At 72.3% G+C, this 20,244-nt stretch carries 21 protein-coding genes; 10 read left to right on the top strand and 11 right to left on the bottom strand.

Going from position 1 to position 20,244, the window contains the following annotated elements; genetic code table 11:
* Positions 1 to 264: 264 nt before the first annotated feature.
* Complete coding sequence (locus ACIBEA_RS31440) at positions 265 to 678, top strand: hypothetical protein (protein ID WP_399266585.1); 414 nt, start codon at positions 265 to 267, stop codon at positions 676 to 678.
* Positions 679 to 786: 108 nt separating this feature from the next.
* Complete coding sequence (locus ACIBEA_RS31435; protein ID WP_399266677.1) at positions 787 to 1,584, top strand: NDP-sugar synthase; 798 nt, start codon at positions 787 to 789, stop codon at positions 1,582 to 1,584.
* 110 nt (positions 1,585 to 1,694) lie between these two features.
* Here ACIBEA_RS31435 and ACIBEA_RS31430 read toward each other — a convergent pair whose 3' ends face one another.
* The 6 genes from ACIBEA_RS31430 to ACIBEA_RS31405 all read right to left on the bottom strand — a co-directional run bounded on the left by ACIBEA_RS31430 (position 1,695) and on the right by ACIBEA_RS31405 (position 7,971).
* On the bottom strand, positions 1,695 to 3,218 hold the full coding sequence (locus ACIBEA_RS31430) for a DoxX family membrane protein (protein WP_399266584.1): 1,524 nt from the start codon (positions 3,216 to 3,218) through the stop codon (positions 1,695 to 1,697).
* Positions 3,219 to 3,360: 142 nt separating this feature from the next.
* Entirely contained in the window at positions 3,361 to 4,317 is a 957-nt protein-coding gene (gene rlmB, locus ACIBEA_RS31425; protein WP_399266583.1) for a 23S rRNA (guanosine(2251)-2'-O)-methyltransferase RlmB, read from the bottom strand.
* A gap of 88 nt (positions 4,318 to 4,405) precedes the next feature.
* Entirely contained in the window at positions 4,406 to 5,806 is a 1,401-nt protein-coding gene (gene cysS, locus ACIBEA_RS31420) for a cysteine--tRNA ligase (RefSeq protein WP_399266582.1), read from the bottom strand.
* Positions 5,807 to 5,912: 106 nt separating this feature from the next.
* Positions 5,913 to 6,428: a 2-C-methyl-D-erythritol 2,4-cyclodiphosphate synthase gene (gene ispF, locus ACIBEA_RS31415; RefSeq protein ID WP_399266581.1), complete on the bottom strand. Its 516-nt coding sequence runs from the start codon at positions 6,426 to 6,428 to the stop codon at positions 5,913 to 5,915.
* Positions 6,418 to 7,188 carry a 2-C-methyl-D-erythritol 4-phosphate cytidylyltransferase gene (ispD, locus tag ACIBEA_RS31410; protein ID WP_399266580.1) on the bottom strand — a complete coding sequence of 257 codons (771 nt, stop codon included), beginning with the start codon at positions 7,186 to 7,188 and terminating at the stop codon, positions 6,418 to 6,420. The genes ispF and ispD overlap by 11 nt, the downstream gene beginning before the upstream one ends.
* Positions 7,189 to 7,488: 300 nt before the next feature.
* Positions 7,489 to 7,971, bottom strand: coding sequence for a CarD family transcriptional regulator (locus ACIBEA_RS31405; protein ID WP_003953493.1), 483 nt, complete (start codon positions 7,969 to 7,971; stop codon positions 7,489 to 7,491).
* A 533-nt stretch (positions 7,972 to 8,504) separates the two neighbouring features.
* Here ACIBEA_RS31405 and ACIBEA_RS31400 point away from each other — a divergent pair.
* Entirely contained in the window at positions 8,505 to 9,179 is a 675-nt protein-coding gene (locus ACIBEA_RS31400) for a DUF461 domain-containing protein (RefSeq protein ID WP_399266579.1), read from the top strand.
* Positions 9,180 to 9,309: 130 nt separating this feature from the next.
* Here ACIBEA_RS31400 and ACIBEA_RS31395 read toward each other — a convergent pair whose 3' ends face one another.
* Positions 9,310 to 9,990 carry a response regulator transcription factor gene (locus ACIBEA_RS31395; RefSeq protein ID WP_007265514.1) on the bottom strand — a complete coding sequence of 227 codons (681 nt, stop codon included), beginning with the start codon at positions 9,988 to 9,990 and terminating at the stop codon, positions 9,310 to 9,312.
* A complete protein-coding gene (locus tag ACIBEA_RS31390; RefSeq protein WP_399266578.1) occupies positions 9,987 to 11,225 on the bottom strand; it encodes a sensor histidine kinase in 1,239 nt (412 codons plus the stop codon). The genes ACIBEA_RS31395 and ACIBEA_RS31390 overlap by 4 nt, the downstream gene beginning before the upstream one ends.
* 238 nt (positions 11,226 to 11,463) lie before the next feature.
* Between ACIBEA_RS31390 and phoU the strand changes: the two genes are divergently transcribed.
* From phoU to ACIBEA_RS31370, 4 genes are all read left to right on the top strand, one after another.
* On the top strand, positions 11,464 to 12,141 hold the full coding sequence (gene phoU / locus ACIBEA_RS31385) for a phosphate signaling complex protein PhoU (RefSeq protein ID WP_351046453.1): 678 nt from the start codon (positions 11,464 to 11,466) through the stop codon (positions 12,139 to 12,141).
* Between the two features lie 103 nt (positions 12,142 to 12,244).
* Complete coding sequence (locus ACIBEA_RS31380) at positions 12,245 to 12,391, top strand: hypothetical protein (RefSeq protein WP_351046450.1); 147 nt, start codon at positions 12,245 to 12,247, stop codon at positions 12,389 to 12,391.
* A gap of 95 nt (positions 12,392 to 12,486) precedes the next feature.
* A complete protein-coding gene (locus ACIBEA_RS31375) occupies positions 12,487 to 12,771 on the top strand; it encodes a hypothetical protein (RefSeq protein WP_399266577.1) in 285 nt (94 codons plus the stop codon).
* A 73-nt stretch (positions 12,772 to 12,844) separates the two neighbouring features.
* On the top strand, positions 12,845 to 13,591 hold the full coding sequence (locus tag ACIBEA_RS31370; RefSeq protein WP_399266576.1) for an SDR family oxidoreductase: 747 nt from the start codon (positions 12,845 to 12,847) through the stop codon (positions 13,589 to 13,591).
* Positions 13,592 to 13,631: 40 nt separating this feature from the next.
* Here ACIBEA_RS31370 and ACIBEA_RS31365 read toward each other — a convergent pair whose 3' ends face one another.
* A complete protein-coding gene (locus ACIBEA_RS31365) occupies positions 13,632 to 14,393 on the bottom strand; it encodes a phosphoglyceromutase (RefSeq protein ID WP_399266575.1) in 762 nt (253 codons plus the stop codon).
* A 174-nt stretch (positions 14,394 to 14,567) separates the two neighbouring features.
* On the opposite strand from ACIBEA_RS31365, the gene ACIBEA_RS31360 reads away from it, so the two are divergent.
* Complete coding sequence (locus tag ACIBEA_RS31360) at positions 14,568 to 15,860, top strand: MDR family MFS transporter (protein WP_399266574.1); 1,293 nt, start codon at positions 14,568 to 14,570, stop codon at positions 15,858 to 15,860.
* A gap of 31 nt (positions 15,861 to 15,891) precedes the next feature.
* Here the strand turns inward: ACIBEA_RS31360 and ACIBEA_RS31355 are convergent, their stop codons facing one another.
* Both ACIBEA_RS31355 and mshA read right to left on the bottom strand, forming a co-directional pair.
* Complete coding sequence (locus ACIBEA_RS31355) at positions 15,892 to 16,386, bottom strand: YbjN domain-containing protein (RefSeq protein ID WP_399266573.1); 495 nt, start codon at positions 16,384 to 16,386, stop codon at positions 15,892 to 15,894.
* On the bottom strand, positions 16,379 to 17,749 hold the full coding sequence (gene mshA, locus ACIBEA_RS31350; RefSeq protein WP_399266572.1) for a D-inositol-3-phosphate glycosyltransferase: 1,371 nt from the start codon (positions 17,747 to 17,749) through the stop codon (positions 16,379 to 16,381). Before mshA ends, ACIBEA_RS31355 begins: the two co-directional genes overlap by 8 nt.
* A 207-nt stretch (positions 17,750 to 17,956) precedes the next feature.
* On the opposite strand from mshA, the gene ACIBEA_RS31345 reads away from it, so the two are divergent.
* Together ACIBEA_RS31345 and ACIBEA_RS31340 are read left to right on the top strand one after the other, a co-directional pair.
* Positions 17,957 to 18,763: a class I SAM-dependent methyltransferase gene (locus ACIBEA_RS31345; RefSeq protein WP_399266571.1), complete on the top strand. Its 807-nt coding sequence runs from the start codon at positions 17,957 to 17,959 to the stop codon at positions 18,761 to 18,763.
* A 232-nt stretch (positions 18,764 to 18,995) separates the two neighbouring features.
* Positions 18,996 to 20,081: an NlpC/P60 family protein gene (locus ACIBEA_RS31340; RefSeq protein WP_399266570.1), complete on the top strand. Its 1,086-nt coding sequence runs from the start codon at positions 18,996 to 18,998 to the stop codon at positions 20,079 to 20,081.
* Positions 20,082 to 20,244: the final 163 nt, after the last annotated feature.

The following is a 20,244-nucleotide window of genomic DNA, read 5'->3' as shown; positions in this document are numbered from 1 at the left end:
GTTGCTCACGGGGGCCCGGCGGGGGGGCCACCCCCCTGTGCCCCCCCCGGCGCGGGGCGCCCGCCCCCCAACCCCCGCCCCCCACCCCGGGCCCCGGGGGGGGGGGGGGCCCCGGGGCCGCCCCCCCAACGCCCTTTTACCCCGGCAGACCGTCGCTTTTCGAGCACCGTTCGTCAATGCCCCATTCGAAAAACCACGTCGAACCATCCCCCGACCGGGTGACTAAATGTCGCCAAATCTTCACCGAGCGCTACTCTCGCCCTCGTGACCCACTCTGCCCGCCGTATCGGCCGTTCCCTCGCCCTGGTCCTGCCCGTCGTCCTGGTCCTGTCCGGGACCCTCGCGGTCACCATGGTTCCCTGGGCCGACAGCACCCCGTCCCAGATCCTCACCGCCTCCTCCGAGAACGTGAACGTTCCCGCGAAGCCCCTCGCCGCGCAGGACGCGCTGCGCGAGAAGCTGCTCGGCGAACTGCAGCAGGGCAAGGAGCCCGGCGTCGTCCTCACGCACCTCCAGCAGGAGGTGGACCGGCGGCCGTCGCTCGCCGACCACTGCGTGGGCATCGCCCGGGCGATCGGCCGGGCGGCCGTGGACGCGTACGGGCCCACCAAGGCCCAGACGTTCGCGCGCCCCGTGTGCGACACCTCGTACGCGGCCGGCGTAGCGTCCTTCAGCTGACCCGGCGCCCACCCGGCAGCCCCTTGGGCCTGTCGTCCGCCCCCGTCCGCCCCGCCGGGCGACGACGGGACGTCGACGACAGGCCCTAGGCTGCCCGGTATGCCCCGTATGACGGACGCCTCCGCAGCTACCGACCCCCCGCCCGCCCCGCCCGTTCGACATCCCGCGGCCGCGGACCCGGTCCCGTCCCCCCAGGCGCCCACCCAGGCGGTGGTCCTGGCCGGCGGCCAGGGTTCGCGGCTGCGGCCGTACACGGACGACCGGCCGAAGCCGATGGTGGAGATCCCGGGGACGGGGACGCCGATCATCGGGCACCAACTGGCCTGGCTGGCGGCCGAAGGCGTCACCGACGTCGTGATCTCCTGCGGGCACCTCGCAGGGGTGCTCCAGGACTGGCTGGCCGGGGCCGACCTGCCGTTGCGGGTCAGCACGGTCGTGGAGGAAGAGCCGCTGGGCCGCGGCGGCGGCCTGAAGTACGCCGCCGCGCACCTGCCGCACCCGGACGCTCCGTGGTACGCGACCAACGGCGACATCTGGACCCGGTTCTCGCTGCGGGAGATGGCCGCCTTCCACGCCGAGCGCGCGGCGACCGCGACGCTCGCGCTCGCCCGGCCGCGGATCCCGTGGGGGGCGGTGGAGACCAACGAGTTCGGTCAGGTCCTGGACTTCATCGAGTCCCCGCCGTCGCCTTATCTGATCAACGCCGGCGTGTACGTCTTCGCGGCCGAATTCACCGCGCTCCTGCCCGACTTGGGCGACCATGAGCGCACCACCTTCCCGCGCCTCGCCCGCGAGCGCCGCCTGGCGGGCTTCCCGCTGCCCCAGGGGGCCTACTGGCGGGCGATCGACACGGCGAAGGACCTGACCGAGGCCGCGCGCGAGTTGGCGGCCCACAGGCCCCTCTAGAGGGTGGCCGACGGCAAGAGGGTGGCCGTGCCCACGACACCGGGGCCCGGTACGCAGGTCGCGTACCGGGCCCCGGTGTCGTGGTGCGGGGGTGTCGTGGTGCCGGTGGCTCAGCCGCCCAGCAGGCCGCCGACCAGGCCCGGCTTCTTCGCCGGTGCGGAGGAACCGCCGCCGCCCGTGGAGGTGGACTTCTGCGGGGTGGACTGGCGCGGAGAGCTGCCGCGCCCGGGCTGGCCCGCTCCGGAGCGGGTCGCGGCCGGGGACTCGGCGCCGCTGCCCGCCGTCGACTTGGAGGGGGCGCCCGAGCCCGTACGCCCGGCCTTCGAGGCGCTCTCCGACGGCTTCGCGGAGGGGGTGCCCGTCTTGGAGGGCTGCTGCTTCAGGGGCTGCCGCGAGGTGGAGGGCTCCTGCGGGAGCGGGGAGCCCGGCAGGTAGTTGCTGGGCGCCTGGCCCGGGCCGGGCACGGTGACCACGGTGGAGGAGCGGACCGCGCCGCCGAGCAGGGAGCCGACGAGGAGGGTGAGTCCGCAGACGACGGTCGCCATCATCGCGCCGCGCCGCAGGACCCGCCGGCGCAGCCGCCAGATCTCGGAGCGCGGGCCGAGCGTGCGCCAGGCCTCGCCGGCGAGGCGGCCGTCCAGGGAGTAGACGGGGGCGCCCGCGATGATCAGCGGGCTCCAGGCGGCGAGGTAGATGATGTCGGGGGCGTCGTAGGCCGGGACGGTCTTCCAGCTCACCGTCATCAGCAGGGCCGCCGACAGCAGCGCGCCGAAGCAGGCGGCGAAGCGCTGCCAGAGCCCGAACACCGTCAGCACGCCGACGGCGACCTGGAGGAAGGCCACGGTGAGCCCGGCCCCGACCGGGTGGGCGAGGGCGAAGTCGCGCAGCGGTTCGGCGAGCGCCCAGGGGTGCAGGGTGCGCAGCCAGGTCACCATGGAGCCGCGCTCGCCGCCGTCGAAGTAGACGGGGTCGCAGAGCTTGCCCATGCCGGCGTAGATGGAGATGAAGCCGAGGAAGACGCGCAGCGGGAGCAGGACCACGCCGAGGTTCATCCGGCGACCGGGGTAGTACGAGGCCTGCCCGCGCGCGTCGGAGGCGGCCCGCCGGTTCTCCTCGCCGGCGCCGCCCGTTCCGCCGTCGCCGTACTGCTGCTCGTAGGGCAGGCCGCGTACGGGCGCCATGGCGCGGGTGTCGTCCGGGTCGCCGTAGGTGCGCTGGCCGATGACGGTCGGCGTGGCGAGGGTGTCGTCGGCGAGGTCCTGGGCCAGGTCGATGCGCGGGATGACCTGGGTGTCGCCGCCGTCGTACTCGTCGTGGCCGCGGCCCGCCTCCCGTACGGCCTGCAGGAGACCGCCCATCGCGGCGGCGTCGCCGGGGGCGGACCTGCCGCTCCAGACGACGGGCGCACGGCGGCGGCCCGCTCCGGCGGCGACGGCGGCGGCAGCGCCGAGGGCGGGGGCGCGGCCCGGGAAGGGGCCGTTCGCGGGGGGCTTGGGACGCGCGCTCGGGCTCGGAGCGAGCCGCACACGGAAGCTGGCGTGGTTGACGATGACCTGTGCGGGGTCGCACGGCACCTTGACCATGCTCAGCGCGGGCTGGTCGTCGAACCCTGGCGTTCTGGTGTCCACACTCATCTAACCGAGTGATGAGTGTTTAGGACACTGCCTTGACAGCAGGGATGTGTCCGAGACCCGTCAAGATCAGGCCAATTCGGGGGCCCGGGCGGGACCCGGCCGGGTGAAAGCGTTCACCCGGCCCGGTACCAAAGGGGGCTGCTCAGGCGCGGCGACGCGCGGCCTCGTACAGGACCACACCCGCCGCGACACCGGCGTTGAGCGACTCGGCGCCACCCGGCATCGCGATGCGGACGAGGTAGTCGCAGGTCTCGCCGACGAGGCGGCCGAGGCCCTTGCCCTCGCTGCCGATGACGATGACGACGGGGCCGGCGAGCTGTTCGAGGTCGTCGACCGTGTGCGTGCCGTCGGCGGCGAGGCCGACGACGGTCAGGCCTTCCTTCTTGTACGCCTCCAGGGCGCGGGTCAGGTTGGTGACCCGGGAGACCGGGGTGCGGGCCGCGGTGCCGGCGGAGGACTTCCAGGCACCGGCGGTCATGCTGGCCGCGCGGCGCTCGGGGATGACCACGCCGTGGCCGCCGAAGGCGGAGACGGAGCGGACGATCGCGCCGAGGTTGCGCGGGTCGGTGACACCGTCGAGGGCGACGATGAGGGGCTCTTCGCCGTTGTCGTAGGCGGCCGCGGTCAGGTCGTCCGGCATCGCGTACTCGTACGGCGGGACCTGGAGGACCATGCCCTGGTGGTTGAGGCCGTTGGTCATGCGGTCGAGCTCGGGCCGCGGGGCTTCCATCAGGTTGATGTTGCCGCGCTCGCTGGCGAGCTGGAGGGCCTCGCGGACGCGCTCGTCGTTGTCGATGAACTGCTGCACGTAGAGGGTCGTGGCGGGCACGCCGTCGCGCAGCGCCTCGAAGACCGGGTTGCGGCCGACGACCATCTCGCTGGTGCCCTTGGGGCCGCCGCGGCGGGGGGCCGGGCGGCGCTTGGCGGCCTGGCGGGCCATGGCGCCGGCGATGCGGTTGGCCTTGTGCTTCTTGCGGTCCTCGGCCTTGGGCGTGGGGCCCTTGCCTTCCAGGCCCCTGCGCCGCTGGCCACCGCTGCCGACCGTCGCGCCCTTCTTGTTGGACGTGCGGCGGTTCCTGCGCTGGCTGTTCCCGGCCATGACCTCTACCTGTTTCGTTTATTCAGCAGTGTGTACGTATGAAGAGTGTGCCGCCCGGAGCGCCGGGCGGCACCACGAGCCTCGGAGCTCAGCGGGGGCCGAGCGTCCAGCGGGGACCCGTCGGGCCGTCCTCGATGACCAGACCGGACTGCTGGAGCTGGTCGCGGATGGCGTCGGCGGTCGCCCAGTCCTTGCGGGCCCGCGCGGCTTCGCGCTGCTCCAGGACGAGGCGGACGAGGGTGTCGACGGCGCCGTGCAGGTCCTCGCCCCGGTCGGTCTCGCCGGCCCAGTGGGGGTCGAGCGGGTCGAGTCCGAGGACGCCCAGCATGGCCCGTACCTCGGCCAGGCGGGCGATCGCGGTGTCCTTGTCGTCGGCGGCGAGCGCGCTGTTGCCCTGGCGGACGGTGGTGTGGATGATCGCGAGGGCCTGCGGGACGCCGAGGTCCTCGTCCATGGCCTCGGCGAATGCGGGCGGCACCTCGGTGGCGGGCTCGACGGGCTTGCCGGCCTTCTCGATGACGCGCTGGATGAAGCCCTCGATGCGGGCGAAGCCGGATTCGGCCTCGCGCAGGGATTCCTCGCTGTACTCGATCATCGAGCGGTAGTGCGGGGTGCCGAGGTAGTAGCGCAGGACGATCGGGCGCCACTGCTTGACCATCTCGGAGACGAGGACGGAGTTCCCGAGGGACTTCGACATCTTCTCGCCGGACATGGTGACCCAGGCGTTGTGCACCCAGTACTTCGCGAACTCGTCGCCGAAGGCCTTGGCCTGGGCGATCTCGTTCTCGTGGTGCGGGAAGATCAGGTCGAGGCCGCCGCCGTGGATGTCGAAGGCGCTGCCCAGGTACTTGTGGGCCATCGCGGAGCACTCCAGGTGCCAGCCGGGACGACCGCGGCCCCAGGGGGTCTCCCAGTCGGGCTCGCCGGGCTTGGAGGCCTTCCACATGGCGAAGTCGCGCGGGTCGCGCTTGCCGGTGATGCCGCTCTCCGGGGGCTGGCGCAGGTCGTCGAGGTCCTGGTTGGACAGCTCCAGGTAGCCCGGGAAGGAGCGCACGTCGAAGTAGACGCTGCCGTCCGCCTCGTAGGCGTGGCCGCGCTCGATGAGCGTGCGCATCATCTCGACCATCTCGGGCACGTGCCCGGTCGCGCGCGGCTCGTAGGTGGGCGGGAGGCAGCCCAGCGCGTCGTAACCGTCGTTGAAGGCACGCTCGTTGTCGTAGCCGATGGACCACCAGGGGCGGCCCTGGTCGGCCGCCTTCGCGATGATCTTGTCGTCGATGTCCGTGACGTTGCGGATGAAGGTGACGTCGAGGCCGCGGTAGGTGAGCCAGCGGCGCATGATGTCGAAGTTCAGGTACGAGCGGACGTGCCCGATGTGCGGGGCCGCCTGCACGGTGGCACCACAGAGGTAGATCGAGACGCAGCCCGCGACGAGCGGAGTGAAGTCACGGATCTGCCGGGCGCTGGTGTCGTACAGGCGAAGGGTCACGGCATCCAGGGTAGTGCGCGCGTAGCAGTGCCCCGCGACCCTTTCGGGGGCGCGGGGCGCCTTTGTTGCCGAAGCGGTGCCGTGCGGGGCGTCCCTACGGTCGTACTCAGGCCCCGCTCGTGCGGTACACCAGCGCCGTGGCGATCGCGGCGAGGCCCTCGGCGCGGCCGGTGAGGCCGAGGCCGTCGGTCGTGGTGCCGGAAACGGAGACGGGGGCTCCGGCCGCGGCCCCCAGCGCCTTCTGCGCTTCGTCGCGCCGCTTGCCGACCTTCGGGCGCACGCCGATGACCTGGACGGCGATGTTCCCGATCTCGAAGCCCTCGGCGCGGACGATCCGGGCCGCCTCGGCCAGGAGGGTGACGCCGGAGGCGCCCGACCACTCGGGGCGGGAGGTGCCGAAGTGCGCGCCGAGGTCGCCGACGCCGGCCGCGGAGAAGAGGGCGTCGCAGGCGGCGTGGGCGGCGACGTCGCCGTCGGAGTGGCCGGCGAGGCCGTCCTCGCCCTCCCAGAGCAGACCCGCGCACCACAGTTCGCGGCCGGTCTCGAAGGCGTGGACGTCGGTGCCGATGCCGATCTGCGGGACGAGCGGCCGGGGGCCGGTGGGCAGCGGGCTAGTAGACATCGGTGGCCCTCCTGCGGGCGAGTACGGCGTCGGCGAGGATCAGGTCGAGGGGGCGGGTGACCTTGAAGGCCTCTTCGTGCCCGGGGACGAGGACCACGGGGACCCCGAGCTTTTCCACCATTCCGGCGTCGTCCGTGGCGCCCTCGCCGTTGACGGCGATGCGCTCGTGGGCGCGGACCAGGGTGGCGAGGTCGAAGCCCTGGGGGGTCTGCACGGCGCGCAGCCGGGCCCGCTCGGGGGTGGCGACGACCGGCTCGGGCTCGCCCGGCTCACCGGGCTCGACCTCCTTGACGGTGTCGGCCAGCGGCATCGCGGGGACCACGGCGGGGGCGCCGGCGCGGACGGCCTCGACGACCGCGTCCACCGTGTCGACGGGGACCAGGGGGCGGGCCGCGTCGTGGATGAGGACGGAGGTGATGCCGTCCGGGAGGGCGTCCAGGCCGGCCCGTACGGATTGCTGGCGGGTCTCGCCGCCGGGGACGACGAGGAAGTCGGTCCTCCCCCAGCTACCGCCGGCGGCACCCCCTGGCAGGGCGTGCTCGTCGAGGAGGTTTTTGACCTCCGCGGCCCCGTCGGGCGGAGCCACGACGACCACGAGGGAGACCGCGCGGGAGCGGGCCATGGCGCGCACGGCGTGGATCAGCATGGGGATGCCGCCCAGGGAGCGCAGGGCCTTGGGGGCCCCGGGACCGAGCCGGGTGCCGCGGCCCGCGGCGGGAATCACCGCCGCGGTGCGGTGGGGGCGCGTTTCGTCATACATCGGTGGTGGCTCCGGGTTTGTGACTTCGGCCGACGTGGGTATGGCCAGAAGGGTGCCGGGTGCGACGCCCTCGCCCCTTCCGTGACGACCGGTCGAGCCGGCTGCCCGGACCCGGCACGCCACCGCGCCATGCGCGGGGTGGTGAGTGAGTACTGCACGCATGAGTACTGCACGCATCGGTGCTGCACGCACGGGCGCCACAAACAGAGATGCCGCAGCACCCGGCGACAGTCCTCTCGGCGAGCGAGAGGGCCGTCATAGGGCACCGCGGCACGACTGCTGTGTGGACGGTTCGTCGCGTCAGGACGCGAGAACCTCGTCGAGGAGGGCCTCGGCCTTGTCCTCGTTGGTGTTTTCGGCGAGCGCGAGCTCGCTCACCAGGATCTGGCGCGCCTTCGCGAGCATGCGCTTCTCGCCCGCGGAGAGCCCGCGCTCGCGCTCGCGACGCCACAGGTCACGGACGACTTCCGCAACCTTGATGACATCGCCAGAGGCGAGCTTCTCCAGATTTGCCTTGTAGCGACGGGACCAGTTCGTCGGCTCTTCTGCGTAAGGTGCACGAAGCACCTCGAAGACCCGGTCCAGCCCGTCCTGGCCGACCACATCGCGGACACCGACGAACTCCGCGTTGTCCGCAGGTACGCGAACCGTCAGGTCACCCTGGGCGACCTTGAGCACCAAGTAGGTCTTGTCCACGCCTTTGATCTGGCGAGTTTCGATAGCCTCGATCAGCGCGGCCCCGTGATGGGGATAGACCACGGTGTCGCCAACCTTGAACGTCATGTGACAGGTACCCCTTCCGTGGCTATCCAGGGTAACACGAGAACCGACTGTTATGAATGGCGTTTTCGCAGGTCAGGGCCTATCTCGGGGCTTGACAACAGCGACACGAACGTGCTGCGCAGGGCTTCCGGAAGGGGGTATTCGCAGGTCGGAGCCACTGCGCGGACAGACAGAATCGACCACGCTACACCCGCGGAGCGTCACGCTCGACGTGACGTACGTCCCGTTTTGACTGGTTCGGCGCGCGGAAACCGAACTACTCCGTTCGACTGGTGGGCCCCGTCTGTAGCGGGTTCCGGCCCAATCCCGAATTGATCACGGAGTCCTGTTCGAAGGAATCCCGGAATTGCCCGCCAATTGCAAGATCGACCGGACGCGTTCAGGGTGGCCCGGCCGCTGCGGAGGGTCGGGTGCGGGGGCGGGGCGGCGGCTCGGTAACCTAAGCCCGCTGACACACCCTTAGGCCGGCTTTACCCCCAGCCTGAGCGCCCCACCCCGTCCTCCGTCCGTACGTCCTAGGAGTTGCCGCCGCCGTGAGCCGCAGCCTTCGACGCGGCGCTCTCGCCGCCTCCGCCCTCGCGTTCTCGATCGTCTCGCTCGCCGCATGTGGCGCGGGCAAGGACGCGCAGACGCTCGAAATCAAGCCGGACAACGCCTTCGCGACCAAGGGCGACATCAAGGTCCAGAACGCTCTGGTGATCACCCAGGGCACGAAGGACGGCAAGGGCCCCGCCGTCGTCTCCGCGACCGTCTTCAACGGCGGCGACGCCCCGCAGACCCTCGACTCCGTCACTCTTGCGGGTGCCACCGGCAAGGTGACGCTGAAGGACGCCACGGGCGCCGCCAAGGTCACCGTGCCCGCGCACGGCTCCGTCGTGCTCGGTGGCAAGGGCAACGCCTCGGCCGTCATCGAGGGCGGCCGCCAGGCCGTCAAGGACGGCGACGCCCAGAAGGTCGTCTTCCAGCTGAGCAAGGCCGGTGACGTCGAGCTGGCCGCCTACGTCGTCCCCGCGGCCGGCTTCTACGCGGGCTTCGGCCCGACCGAGGCCCCGGCCGCCGGTCCCACGCCGTCCACCGGCGCCTCCGCTTCCCCCTCGGGCTCGCCCTCCGGCTCCCCGGCCCCCTCGGGCTCGCCGTCCGGCACCCCCTCGGGCGGTGCGGCGTCCCCCTCGGGCTCCGCTTCGCCGTCGCACAGCGCCGGTCACTGAGCGCGGCCGCTCCCTGATCGCAGCTCACCGACGCGGCTCCTGGGAGCGCACGCACGTACAGCAGGAGGGCCTCCCCCGGAATCCGGGGGAGGCCCTCCCGCGTGCGGCCCCGCGCGGGGCCGGCGTCGGTCTACGGCTCGAACTTGTAGCCGAGGCCGCGCACCGTGACCAGGTAGCGCGGCGCGCCCGGGTCCGGCTCGATCTTGGCGCGCAGGCGCTTGACGTGGACGTCGAGGGTCTTGGTGTCACCCACGTAGTCCGCGCCCCACACGCGGTCGATCAGCTGCATGCGGGTCAGCACGCGTCCCGCGTTGCGCAGCAGCATCTCCAGGAGGTCGAACTCCTTGAGCGGGAGGTCGACCTTGGCACCGGCGACGGTGACCACGTGCCGGTCGACGTCCATCCGGACCGGGCCGGCCTCCAGGGCCGCCGGGGTCACCTCTTCCGGCTCGCCGCGGCGGCGCAGCACCGCGCGGATACGGGCGACCAGCTCGCGCGAGGAGAAGGGCTTGGTGACGTAGTCATCGGCTCCTATCTCCAGCCCGACGACCTTGTCGATCTCGCTGTCCTTGGCGGTCACCATGATCACCGGGACGTTGGAGCGGCCGCGCAGCTGCCGGCAGACCTCCGTACCGGGCAGCCCGGGGAGCATCAGGTCGAGGAGGACGAGGTCGGCGCCGTTGCGCTCGAACTCGTCCAGCCCGTCGGGCCCGGTCGCGGCGATGGCGACCTCGAAGCCCTCCTTGCGGAGCATGTAGGACAGGGCGTCGCTGAAGGATTCCTCATCCTCGACGACGAGCACTCGGGTCACGGAAGGACCTCCGGGGCAGGAATGGCTGGTTCGGTTTGGAGCACGGGTCGGGCGGGGTCGGCGGTTGCGGCGGAGACCGGTACGACTGCCTCCGGGAGCCGCAGGGTGAAAGTGGAGCCCTGTCCCTCCGAGCTCCACACGGAGACCTCCCCGCCGTGCGAGGCGGCCACGTGCTTCACGATCGCGAGGCCGAGGCCGGTGCCTCCCGTGGCGCGGGAGCGGGCCGGGTCCACGCGGTAGAAGCGCTCGAAGATGCGCTCGCGGTCCTTCTCCGGGATGCCGATGCCCTGGTCGGTCACGGCTATCTCGATCAAGTCTCCACCCGGCGCGTTCACCCGGCGCGCGGCGATGCCGACGCGGGTGCGGGCGGGGCTGTAGTTCACGGCGTTCTCGACGAGGTTCCCGAGGGCGGCGGCGAGCTGCCCCCGGTTCCCCCATATCCGCAGGTCGGCGGTGCCGCCGACGGCCATGGTGATCTGCTTCGAGGAGGCCGTGTGACGGCAGCGGTCGATGGCCTCGGCGACGAGGGTGTCGGCCCGTACCGGCTCGGCGTCCTCCAGCGGATCGTCGTTCTGGACCCGGGAGAGGTCGATCAGCTCCTGGACGAGGTTGATCAGCCGGGTCGCCTCGATCTGCATGCGGCCGGCGAAGCGGGTGACCGCTTCGGGGTCGTCGGCCGCGTCCATGACGGCTTCGGACAGCAGGGAGATCGCGCCGACGGGCGTCTTCAGCTCGTGCGAGACGTTGGCGACGAAGTCACGGCGGACCGCCTCGATCCGGCGGGCCTCCGTCAGGTCCTCGACCAGCAGCAGCACCAGCCGGGAGCCGAGCGGGGCGACCCGCGCCGAGACCGCGAGGGCCTCGCCGCGGCCGGTGCCGCGGCGTGGGAGGTCCAGCTCGATCTGGCGTATCTCCCCGTCGCGGCGGGTGTCGCGGGCCATGTGGAGCATGGGCTCCACCGCCAGCTTGCCGCCGCGGACCAGCCCGAGGGCGTACGCCGCCGAGCTTGCCTTGACCACGGCGTCGCCCTCGTCCAGTACGACGGCGGAGGAGCGGAGTACGGAGAGGACGGTGTCCACTCCGGGCGGGAGTACCGCATTGATGTCGGGGCGCATGGCGCTCCGCGTGGGGCGGGCCTGGTCGCGCTCGCTCCAGCGGAACGCCAGCATGGCGATCACACCGGTGCACAACCCGGCGATCGCTGCAGCTGCGGCGACCGCCGCGTTCACGTCCATGTGTCCAGGTTAAGCAGGTGCGACGAGAGTTCCACAGCCGTTCGGGTGGCACCTCGAACACTCGTCGCCCAGAGTTCACCGTGGCGACGGTGCTGATTCACTTGTGATGCCGGAGTCGGACGCGTTCGCGTCCGATCGTGTCAACGTGGGGCAAGAGGCCCCGGCCCCCCGGGCACGGAGCAAGACGGGCGCGGGCACGGAGCAAGATCGGGCACGACGCAAGAGAGGGACACCCACCATGCGGGACGCGTACCACGAGGAACTGGACTCGATCGGAGAAGGCCTGGTCGAGATGGCCCGGCTCGTCGGTTCCGCGATCGGCCGGGCGACCACGGCCATGCTCGACGCCGACCTCAAGCTCGCCGAGAGCGTCATCGCCGCCGACCAGAAGGTGGACGACCTCCAGCACGACCTGGAGGCCCGCGCCATCGCCCTGCTGGCCCGCCAGCAGCCCGTCGCCACCGACCTGCGCATCGTGGTCACCTCGCTGCGCATGAGCGCGGACCTGGAGCGCTCCGGCGACCTGGCCCAGCACGTGGCGAAGCTCGCCCGGCTGCGTTTCCCGGACACGGCGGTCCCGCGGGACCTGCACGCGACCATCCTGGAGATGGGGCAGCTGGCGCAGCGCCTGATGGCGAAGGCCGCCGAGGTCATCATCACCAAGGACGTCGACCTCGCGCTCCAGCTGGAGCAGGACGACGACGAGATGGACCAGTTGCACCGCACGCTCTTCCAGCACCTCATGGACGACCGCTGGAAGCACGGCATCGAGACGGCGGTCGACGTGACGCTGCTGGGCCGCTACTACGAGCGCTTCGCGGACCACGCGGTCTCGGTCGCCAAGCGCGTCGTGTACCTGGTGACGGGCGAGCACGCGGACGAGCTGCAGGCGCCGACGGCGGTCGAGGGCGCCTGATCCGGCGTCACCAACCTTGCACCGATGCGCCGTTGACGCGCCCGTGCGGCTGGGCATGAATGAGGCAAAGGCAGTACGACCGGTACGCCTGCGAGGAGGAACCATGTCCGATTCCCCCGTCCCCATCACGCCCGAGCAGGAGCACCAGCCCCAGGAGGCCCTGCGCCTCCCCCTGCTCGCGGCCTGCGGCTGCGGCTCGGGCTGCGGCTGCGGCTGCCAGTCCGGCGCGCCCTGCCAGTGCGGCGGCTGATCCCGCCGCCCGCCTGGTCACCCGCACGCGAAGGGCCCCGCCGGATCCCCGGTCGGGGCCCTTCGCGTCCGCCCACACGTACGACGGAGGAGACGATGGTGCGCTTCGGCCGCCCCGGCGAGGAACAGCTGCGCCGCAACTTCGACAGCGTCCTGACCGCGGTGCTGTCCGGACGCGGCGTCCGCACCGGGACGGGCCTGGACCACCAGACCCAGACGGCCCTGTGGGCGATCGCCCGCGCCCGCCCGAACCCCTCGGAAGCCCTGGTGGCCGCGGCCCGCCGCGCCTTCGCCGGCCAGGTGGACGGCACCAACTCCGCCGAGTCGCGCGCGGAGATGGACCGCAGGATCGCGGCCCGCGGGTCGGACCCGACCCCCTGAACACCCTCTCCGCACCCCCTGCACGCGCTCTGTAAGCTCATGATCATCGACGCGGGGCGGGGGAGGAGTGCGGATGGACCTCACGGGACGCACGATCGTGATCACCGGCGCCGGGCGCGGGTTCGGCCGGGCGTTGGCCCTGGAGGCGGGGCGCTCGGGCGCGCGCGTGTTCCTGTCCGCGCGCACCCTGGCCGCGGCCCGGCGCGTGGCCGACGAGGTGGCGACCGACAGCGGGGCCGAGGCCGCCGCGTTCGCCTGCGACCTGGCCGACCCTGACTCCGTACGGGCCTTCGCCGACGCGGTGGCCGCCCGTACCGACCGGGTGGACGTCCTGGTCAACAACGGCGCCCGCTACCTGCACGGCCCCGACCTGTGGGACGCCGAGGACGACGCGATCACCGACACCATCGCCTCCGGGGCCACCGGCACGATCCTGACGGTCAAGCACTTCCTGCCGCTGCTGCGGGCCTCCGCCGGCGCGGACGTGGTCAACCTGGTCTCCTCGGCCGCGGAGCCCCGCGACCTCCGCTCCCAGGCGCACCCCGCGTTCCACGCCGCCAAAGCCGCCCAGGCGGGCTTCGCCGACGTCCTCTCCCACCGCTTGCGCCCCGAGGGCGTCCGCGTCATCTCGCTCTACCCGCCGGACTTCACGGACGGCGACCCGCTCGCCGCCGCCTGGGACGACGCTCCCCGGACGGCGCACGACCCGCTGACCGCCCGGTCCGTGCTCGACTGCGTCCTCTTCGCGATCGGCCAACCGCGCAACTGCTACATCCGCTCCTTCCACTTCGAGCGGACGCAGCCAACGAAGAACCCCTGACCCGCACGGTGCGTGCGGGCCAGGGGCATGGTCGCGCTGGTTACTTCTTCTTGCCCTGGTTCTTGACGGCTTCGATGGCCGCCGCCGCGGCGGCCGGGTCGAGGTAGGTGCCGCCCGGGTTCAGGGGCTTGAAGTCGGCGTCCAGCTCGTAGGAGAGCGGGATGCCGGTCGGGATGTTCAGGCCCGCGATGTCCGCGTCGGAGACGCCGTCGAGGTGCTTGACGAGGGCGCGCAGCGAGTTGCCGTGGGCGGCGACCAGGACCGTGCGGCCGGACAGCAGGTCCGGGACGATGGCGTCGTACCAGTACGGCAGCATGCGGACGACGACGTCCTTCAGGCACTCCGTCTTGGGGCGCAGCTCCGGCGGGATGGTCGCGTAGCGCGGGTCCTCGGACTGCGAGAACTCGGTGCCGTCCGCGAGCGCCGGCGGCGGGGTGTCGTACGAGCGGCGCCACAGCATGAACTGCTCCTCGCCGAACTCGGCGAGGGTCTGGGCCTTGTCCTTGCCCTGGAGGGCGCCGTAGTGGCGCTCGTTCAGGCGCCAGGAGCGGTGGACCGGGATCCAGTGGCGGTCGGCGGCCTCCAGCGCCAGCTGCGCGGTGCGGATCGCGCGCTTCTGGAGCGAGGTGTGCACGACGTCGGGGAGCAGACCGGCGTCCGTCAGCAGCTCACCGCCGCGGACCGCCTCCTTCTCGCCCTTCTCGTTGAGATTGACGTCCACCCAGCCGGTGAACAGGTTCTTCGCGTTCCATTCGCTCTCGCCGTGGCGGAGGAGGATCAGCTTGTACGGTGCGTCGGCCATGCGTACGAGCCTAATGGACGCCGGATGGCCACGCGCGCGCCGGACGGGCCTCTTCGGGAGGGCTGCGGGACGGTCCCCGATTGACGTACCGCGTCAATCGAGTGGCGCCCGCGCGGCCGGCCTCGTAATGTGCCGAACGCAGCGGCACCACTTACACATCCAGGGGGATCCCGTATGTCCGTTGACAGGATGAGGCGGGCCGCGCGGGCCAGCGTCTCGGGGTTGCCGCGCGAGTTCTGGTGGCTGTGGACGAGCACGCTGGTGAACCGGCTCGGGGCTTTCGTCGCCACATTCATGACCTTGTACCTGACTCTGGACCGGGGCTACTCGGCCTCCTTCGCGGGCCTGGTGGTCGCTCTGCACGGGCTCGGCGGCGTGGTGTCCTCCCTGGTCGCCGGAGTGATGACCGACCGGCTGGGGCGGCGGCCGACGCTGATGGCCGCCCAGCTCTCCACGGCCTTCTCGGTCGCGCTGCTGGGCTTCATGCAGGACCCGGCGGCGATCGCCGCCGTCGCCCTGCTCGTCGGCATGACCTCCAACGCCTCGCGCCCGGCGGTGCAGGCGATGATGGCCGACATCGTGCGGCCGGAGGACCGGGTGCGGGCCTTCGCCCTCAACTACTGGGCGATCAACCTCGGTTTCGCGGTCTCCGCGACCGCCGCCGGCTTCATCGCGGAGTACAGCTACCTCGCCGGCTTCCTCGGCGAGGCGGTACTGACGCTGATCTGCGCGGTGCTCGTCTACGTCAAGCTCCCCGAATCGCGGCCCGACAAGGGCGCGGACGGCGCCGGTGGGGGTGCGGAGCCGGAGATCGGGATGGGGACCGTCCTGCGCGACCGCCGTTTCATGGGGGTCGTCGGGCTGTCGTTCCTGATCTCGTTGATCTTCATGCAGGGTTCGTTCGGGCTGCCGCTGTCGATGGGCGCCGCGGGCTTCACCCCCGGCGAGTACGGCATGGTCATCGCCCTCAACGGGGTGCTGATCGTGCTGCTGCAGATCCCGGTCACCCGCCTGATCGAGCACCGCGACCCGCAGAAGCTGCTGGTCGCCTCGGCCCTGCTGGCCGGGTACGGGTTCGGGATGACCGCCTTCGGCGGCTCGCTCGGCGTGATCGCGCTGACCGTGTGCGTCTGGACGGTGGCCGAGATCATCAACTCGCCCACCCAGATGGGCCTGGTCGCGCGGCTCTCCCCGACCCACGGCCGGGGCCGCTACCAGGGCATGTACACGATGTCGTGGGCGGTGGCCTCGCTGATCGCCCCGCTGTCGGCGGGCTTCGTCATCGACCGGCTCGGCGCGGGCTGGCTGTGGGGCGCGATGGCGGTCCTGGGCTCGCTGGCCGGCCTCGGCTACTGGCTGCTGATGCGGAACCTGCCGGAGGCGGGGGCCCAGGCGGGGGCGGAGGAGCACGAGGTGGAGCAGCCCGAGGTTCGGGTGGACGCCGGGCCCGTGAGCACCACCGCCTGACCGGTCGGACCGGTCGGACCGGTCCGACCGGTCAGGCCCGGGGCTGCGTCAGGTGCTTGAAGGCGTCCAGGTTGTGGGTGGGCTCGCCACGCGAGACCCGCCACGCGTACTCCTTGCGGATGGAGCTCGCGAACCCCAGCTCCAGCAGGGTGTTGAACGCCCCGTCCGCGCCCTCCAGCACCGCCCCGAGCACCCGGTCCAGCTCCACCGGGGTCACCACGGCCAGCGGCAGCCGCGCCGTCAGGTAGACGTCGCCGAGGCGGTCGACGGCGTAGGACATGCCGTAGAGCTTGAGGTTGCGCTCCAGCAGCCAGCGGTGGACGGCCGGTTCGTTCTCGTCCGGGTGCCGGATGACGAAGGCGTTGACCGACAGCGAGTGCCGGCCCACCTTGAGGGAGCAGGTGGTCGACAGCTTGCGCGTGCCCGGCAGCTTGACGACGTACGAGCCGGGCTCGGGGCTCTCCCACTCCAGCCCGGCCTCGTCCAGCGTGCTCTCGATGATCTCCGTCGGGGCGGTCTCAGCCATGGTGCGAGCGTACGTGACGGCGATGATCGTGCATGGCGGCGGTGTACACGTCCGCCGTGCCGCTGGCCGCGGTGTCCCAGCCGAAGAACTGCGCGTGGCGGGCCGCCTCGCGCCCCATCCGGTCGGTGAGCGTCGGGTCGTCGACGAAGCGGCGCAGCTCGCGCGCGTAGTCGACGGGGTCGTGGCCGGGTACGAGGATGCCCGTGACCCCGTCGTTGACCGCGACCGGGAGCCCCCCGACCGCGGCCGCGAGGACCGGCGTACCGGTGGCCTGGGCCTCGATCGCGACCAGCCCGAAGGACTCGTTGTACGAGGGCATGACCAGCACGGAGGCCGCCCGGAACCAGTCCGCGAGCTGGTCCTGGCCGACCGGCGGGTGGAAGCGGACCAGGTCGGTGATGCCGAGCCGGGCCGCGAGCTTCTGCAGGCCCTCGGGCTTGGCGAGGCCGCTGCCGCTGGGGCCGCCGACGACGGGGACGAGGAGCCTGCGCCGCATCGAGGGATCGCGGTCGACCAGCTCGGCGACGGCGCGCAGCAGGATGTCGGGGGCCTTGAGCGGCTGGATCCGGCCCGCGAAGAGCGGTATGACGGCGTCCTGCGGGAGGCCGAGGCGGGCGCGGGCGGCGGCGCGGCCGTCGCCGACGGTGAAGCGCTGGAGGTTCACGCCGGGGTGGACGACGGCCACCTTGCCGGGGTCGGCCTCGTAGTGGCGCACGAGCTCGTCGGCTTCCTCGGCGGTGTTCGCGATGAGGCGGTCGGCGGCGGCCACGATCTGGGTCTCGCCTATGACGCGCGCGGCGGGCTCGGGGCTGTCGCCCTCGGCCAGCGCGGCGTTCTTGACCTTGGCCATGGTGTGCATGGCGTGGACGAGCGGGACGCCCCAGCGCTCGGCGGCCAGCCAGCCGACGTGGCCGGAGAGCCAGTAGTGGGAGTGGACGAGGTCGTAGTAGCCGGGGCGGTGTCCGGCCCAGGCCTGCATGACCCCGTGGGTGAAGGCGCAGAGCTGGGCGGGCAGCTCTTCCTTGGCCAGGCCCTCGTAGGGGCCCGCGTCGACGTGCCGCACCAGGACGCCCGGGGTCAGCTCCACGACGGGCGGCAGCCCGCCGGTGGTGGCCCGGGTGAAGATCTCGACCTCGATGTTGATCGCGGCGAGGCGCCTGGCCAGCTCCACGATGTACACGTTCATGCCGCCCGCGTCACCGGTGCCGGGCTGGTGCAGCGGCGAGGTGTGCACGCTGAGCATCGCGACCCGGCGCGGTTTGCGGTGGTGGCCCACGGCGGGGAGGCGCAGCCGGGGCGCGTCGAGGCGGGTGCTGCGGGCGGCGGCGAGCCTGCCGCCGAGCCGGGACACGTACTGACTCAAGGAGCGGTCCTCTCACTCGGGCTCGTACGGCTACACGGTCATGGTCATGGTTACGGTCATGGTCGGGCAGGGCAGCGCGGAGCGCGGCCCACTCCCTGCAAGGAGTGCAACCCGCGCGACCGTCCCGCGCATTCCGGGGCGGCGCGAGGAATCCCGGCGGTTTACCGGATTTTTATCGAGCGCGCGCCCTCCGCTTACCCTCGGCTCATGGCCGCACGCACTCCTCCTCCCAGCCGACCCGTGGGTGCGGTGACCCGGGGGACCACGAATCCGAACCGGTTGCGCCGAATGGACCGCTGGATCGCGGCCGAGCACGGCGGCGCCCTGCGGCGGGCCGTGGCGCCGGTGGCGGTGGACCTCGGCTACGGCGCCGCGCCCTGGACGGCGGTCGAGCTGCTGGGCCGGCTGCGGCCGGTGGCCCCGGCCGTGCGGGTGGTCGGGATCGAGATCGAACCGGCCCGGGTCGCGGGCGCGAAGCCGTACGAGCGCGAGGGCCTGAGCTTCCGGCACGGCGGCTTCGAGGTGCCGCTGGACGGGGGTGAACGGCCGGCGCTGATCCGGGCCGCGAACGTGCTGCGCCAGTACGACGAGGAGCAGGTCGCCGCGGTGTGGCAGCGCCTGTGCGGGCGGCTGGCGCCGGACGGGTTGCTGGTGGAGGGGACCTGCGACGAGATCGGGCGGCGGCACGTGTGGGTCGCGCTGGGCCCGGAGGGGGCGCGCACGGTGACCTTCGCGACCCGCCTGGGCTCCCTGGAGCGCCCCTCGGACCTGGCCGAGCGCCTGCCCAAGGCGCTGATCCACCGGAACGTCCCGGGCGAAGCGGTCCACGCGTTCCTGCGGGACTTCGACCGGGCGTGGGCCGCGGCGGCCCCGTACGCCTCTCTGGGCGCCCGGCAGCGGTGGATCCGTACGGCACGGTCCCTGGCGGTCGACTGGCCGCTGACGGACGGGCCGAAGCGGTGGCGGCAGGGCGAACTGACGGTCCGTTGGGATGCGTTGCGCCCGTTGGGGTGAGTGGTGCCGGATGGGGAACCGGGGGCGGGGGCGGCCCGTTGACTGCTCGAACGGTCCTTCGGGGCGGACTCGAACGGCCCTTCGGGGGTGGAGCGGCGCGCGGTGGGCACGGGGTTGCGCGACGGAGGGTGTTGCAATTCGCCGAGTCGTGGCACCATCCCGATGGCAGTGCGAAGTTACTGATGAATAGTCAGATCTGATACGGGATCTGGCGCGGGTGCCTGGGGGGACCATGAAGCGACACCGTGGCGCATCCGCGCTCACCTTGCTCTGCGCGATGGCGATACTGACGGCCCCGGGCCTGGCGGGTACGGCGTACGCCGCCCCGGCCACCCCGGCGGCCCCCGCCGCGCCGGGCGCTCCGGCGGCTCCCGAGCCCGGGGCCAAGTCGCTGGAGCAGGTCCACAAGGAGATAGAGGCGCTGTACCGCCAGGCGGGCACCGCCACGGACGCCTACAACCTCGCGGTGGGCGAGGCCAAGACCCAGTCCGACAAGATCGTCGAGATCGCCAAGCAGGTGGTCGCCGGTCAGGAGCGGATCGCGACGCTCAAGAACCGCGCGGGCGCCGCGGCCCGCGCCCAGTACCGCTCGGGCGGCCTGCCGCCGGGCGCGCAGCTGGCCCTGAGCAACAGCCCCAGCATGTTCCTGAACGGCGCCGACCGGCTGCGCCAGGGCGAGAAGGCAGCCTCGGACACGCTCTCCGAGCTGTCCCGGACCCAGTCCGACCTCCAGCAGTACGCGGCGGACGCGAGCGCCCACTGGCAGACCCTGGAAGCCAACCGGGTCAAGCAGGAGAAGGCCAAGACCGAGATCCAGCAGAAGATCAAGGCCGCCGAGGAGCTGGAGAGCAAGCTCCAGGCCGAGGAGAAGGCCCGGCTCCTCCAGCTGGAGCGGGAGGAGCAGTACAAGGCGCAGACCGCCTGGCTGTCCTCGGGCGCGCTCAAGGACATCAACGGCACGGCCTCGGAGGCGGGGAAGAAGGCGATCCAGTACGCCACCGCCCAGATCGGCAAGGCGTACGAGTGGGGCGCCGTGGGTCCGTCCACCTACGACTGCTCCGGCCTCACCTCCCAGGCGTGGCTGGCGGCGGGCAGGCCGATACCCCGGACCTCGCAGGAGCAGCTGCGGCTGCTGCCGAAGGTCGCGGTGAAGGACATGCGGCCGGGCGACCTGATCATCTACTTCGACGACGCGAGCCACGTCGCCATGTACATCGGTGACGGCGCGATGGTGCACGCGCCCCGGACGGGGCGGAACATCACGATCGCGGGCGCGGGCTCGATGCCGATCAAGGCGATCGTCCGGCCGGACGCGTAGCCGGACCGGTTGCGGGGGCGGTCCCGGGGGCGGTTGCGGGTGCGGTCCCGGGGCGGTTCCGGTTGCGGTGGGAGTTCCGGTCCCGGGTGGGGTGGAGCTTCCAGGCGTGGTTCCGCTTCCGTGCGGCGCCGGCGTCGCTGCCGCCCGGCGGCGGTCCCGACCG

The sequence above is a fragment of the Streptomyces sp. NPDC051555 genome (assembly GCF_044454405.1).
Lineage (GTDB): Bacteria > Actinomycetota > Actinomycetes > Streptomycetales > Streptomycetaceae > Streptomyces.
This window is presented reverse-complemented; position numbering and strand designations above follow the sequence as displayed.

Excerpts from the sequence above, each read along its gene's own strand:
- ispF (WP_399266581.1), bottom strand. The coding sequence starts at position 6,428 with ATGTCTACTAGCCCGCTGCCCACCGGCCCCCGGCCGCTCGTCCCGCAG.
- ACIBEA_RS31360 (WP_399266574.1), top strand. The coding sequence starts at position 14,568 with ATGTCCGTTGACAGGATGAGGCGGGCCGCGCGGGCCAGCGTCTCGGGG.
- ACIBEA_RS31375 (WP_399266577.1), top strand. The coding sequence starts at position 12,487 with ATGGTGCGCTTCGGCCGCCCCGGCGAGGAACAGCTGCGCCGCAACTTC.
- ispD (WP_399266580.1), bottom strand. The coding sequence starts at position 7,188 with ATGTATGACGAAACGCGCCCCCACCGCACCGCGGCGGTGATTCCCGCC.
- ACIBEA_RS31355 (WP_399266573.1), bottom strand. The coding sequence starts at position 16,386 with ATGGCTGAGACCGCCCCGACGGAGATCATCGAGAGCACGCTGGACGAG.
- rlmB (WP_399266583.1), bottom strand. The coding sequence starts at position 4,317 with ATGGCCGGGAACAGCCAGCGCAGGAACCGCCGCACGTCCAACAAGAAG.
- ACIBEA_RS31390 (WP_399266578.1), bottom strand. The coding sequence starts at position 11,225 with ATGGACGTGAACGCGGCGGTCGCCGCAGCTGCAGCGATCGCCGGGTTG.
- ACIBEA_RS31405 (WP_003953493.1), bottom strand. The coding sequence starts at position 7,971 with ATGACGTTCAAGGTTGGCGACACCGTGGTCTATCCCCATCACGGGGCC.
- ACIBEA_RS31345 (WP_399266571.1), top strand. The coding sequence starts at position 17,957 with ATGGCCGCACGCACTCCTCCTCCCAGCCGACCCGTGGGTGCGGTGACC.
- ACIBEA_RS31370 (WP_399266576.1), top strand. The coding sequence starts at position 12,845 with ATGGACCTCACGGGACGCACGATCGTGATCACCGGCGCCGGGCGCGGG.
- ACIBEA_RS31430 (WP_399266584.1), bottom strand. The coding sequence starts at position 3,218 with ATGAGTGTGGACACCAGAACGCCAGGGTTCGACGACCAGCCCGCGCTG.
- ACIBEA_RS31435 (WP_399266677.1), top strand. The coding sequence starts at position 787 with ATGACGGACGCCTCCGCAGCTACCGACCCCCCGCCCGCCCCGCCCGTT.
- ACIBEA_RS31340 (WP_399266570.1), top strand. The coding sequence starts at position 18,996 with ATGAAGCGACACCGTGGCGCATCCGCGCTCACCTTGCTCTGCGCGATG.
- ACIBEA_RS31365 (WP_399266575.1), bottom strand. The coding sequence starts at position 14,393 with ATGGCCGACGCACCGTACAAGCTGATCCTCCTCCGCCACGGCGAGAGC.
- ACIBEA_RS31380 (WP_351046450.1), top strand. The coding sequence starts at position 12,245 with ATGTCCGATTCCCCCGTCCCCATCACGCCCGAGCAGGAGCACCAGCCC.
- phoU (WP_351046453.1), top strand. The coding sequence starts at position 11,464 with ATGCGGGACGCGTACCACGAGGAACTGGACTCGATCGGAGAAGGCCTG.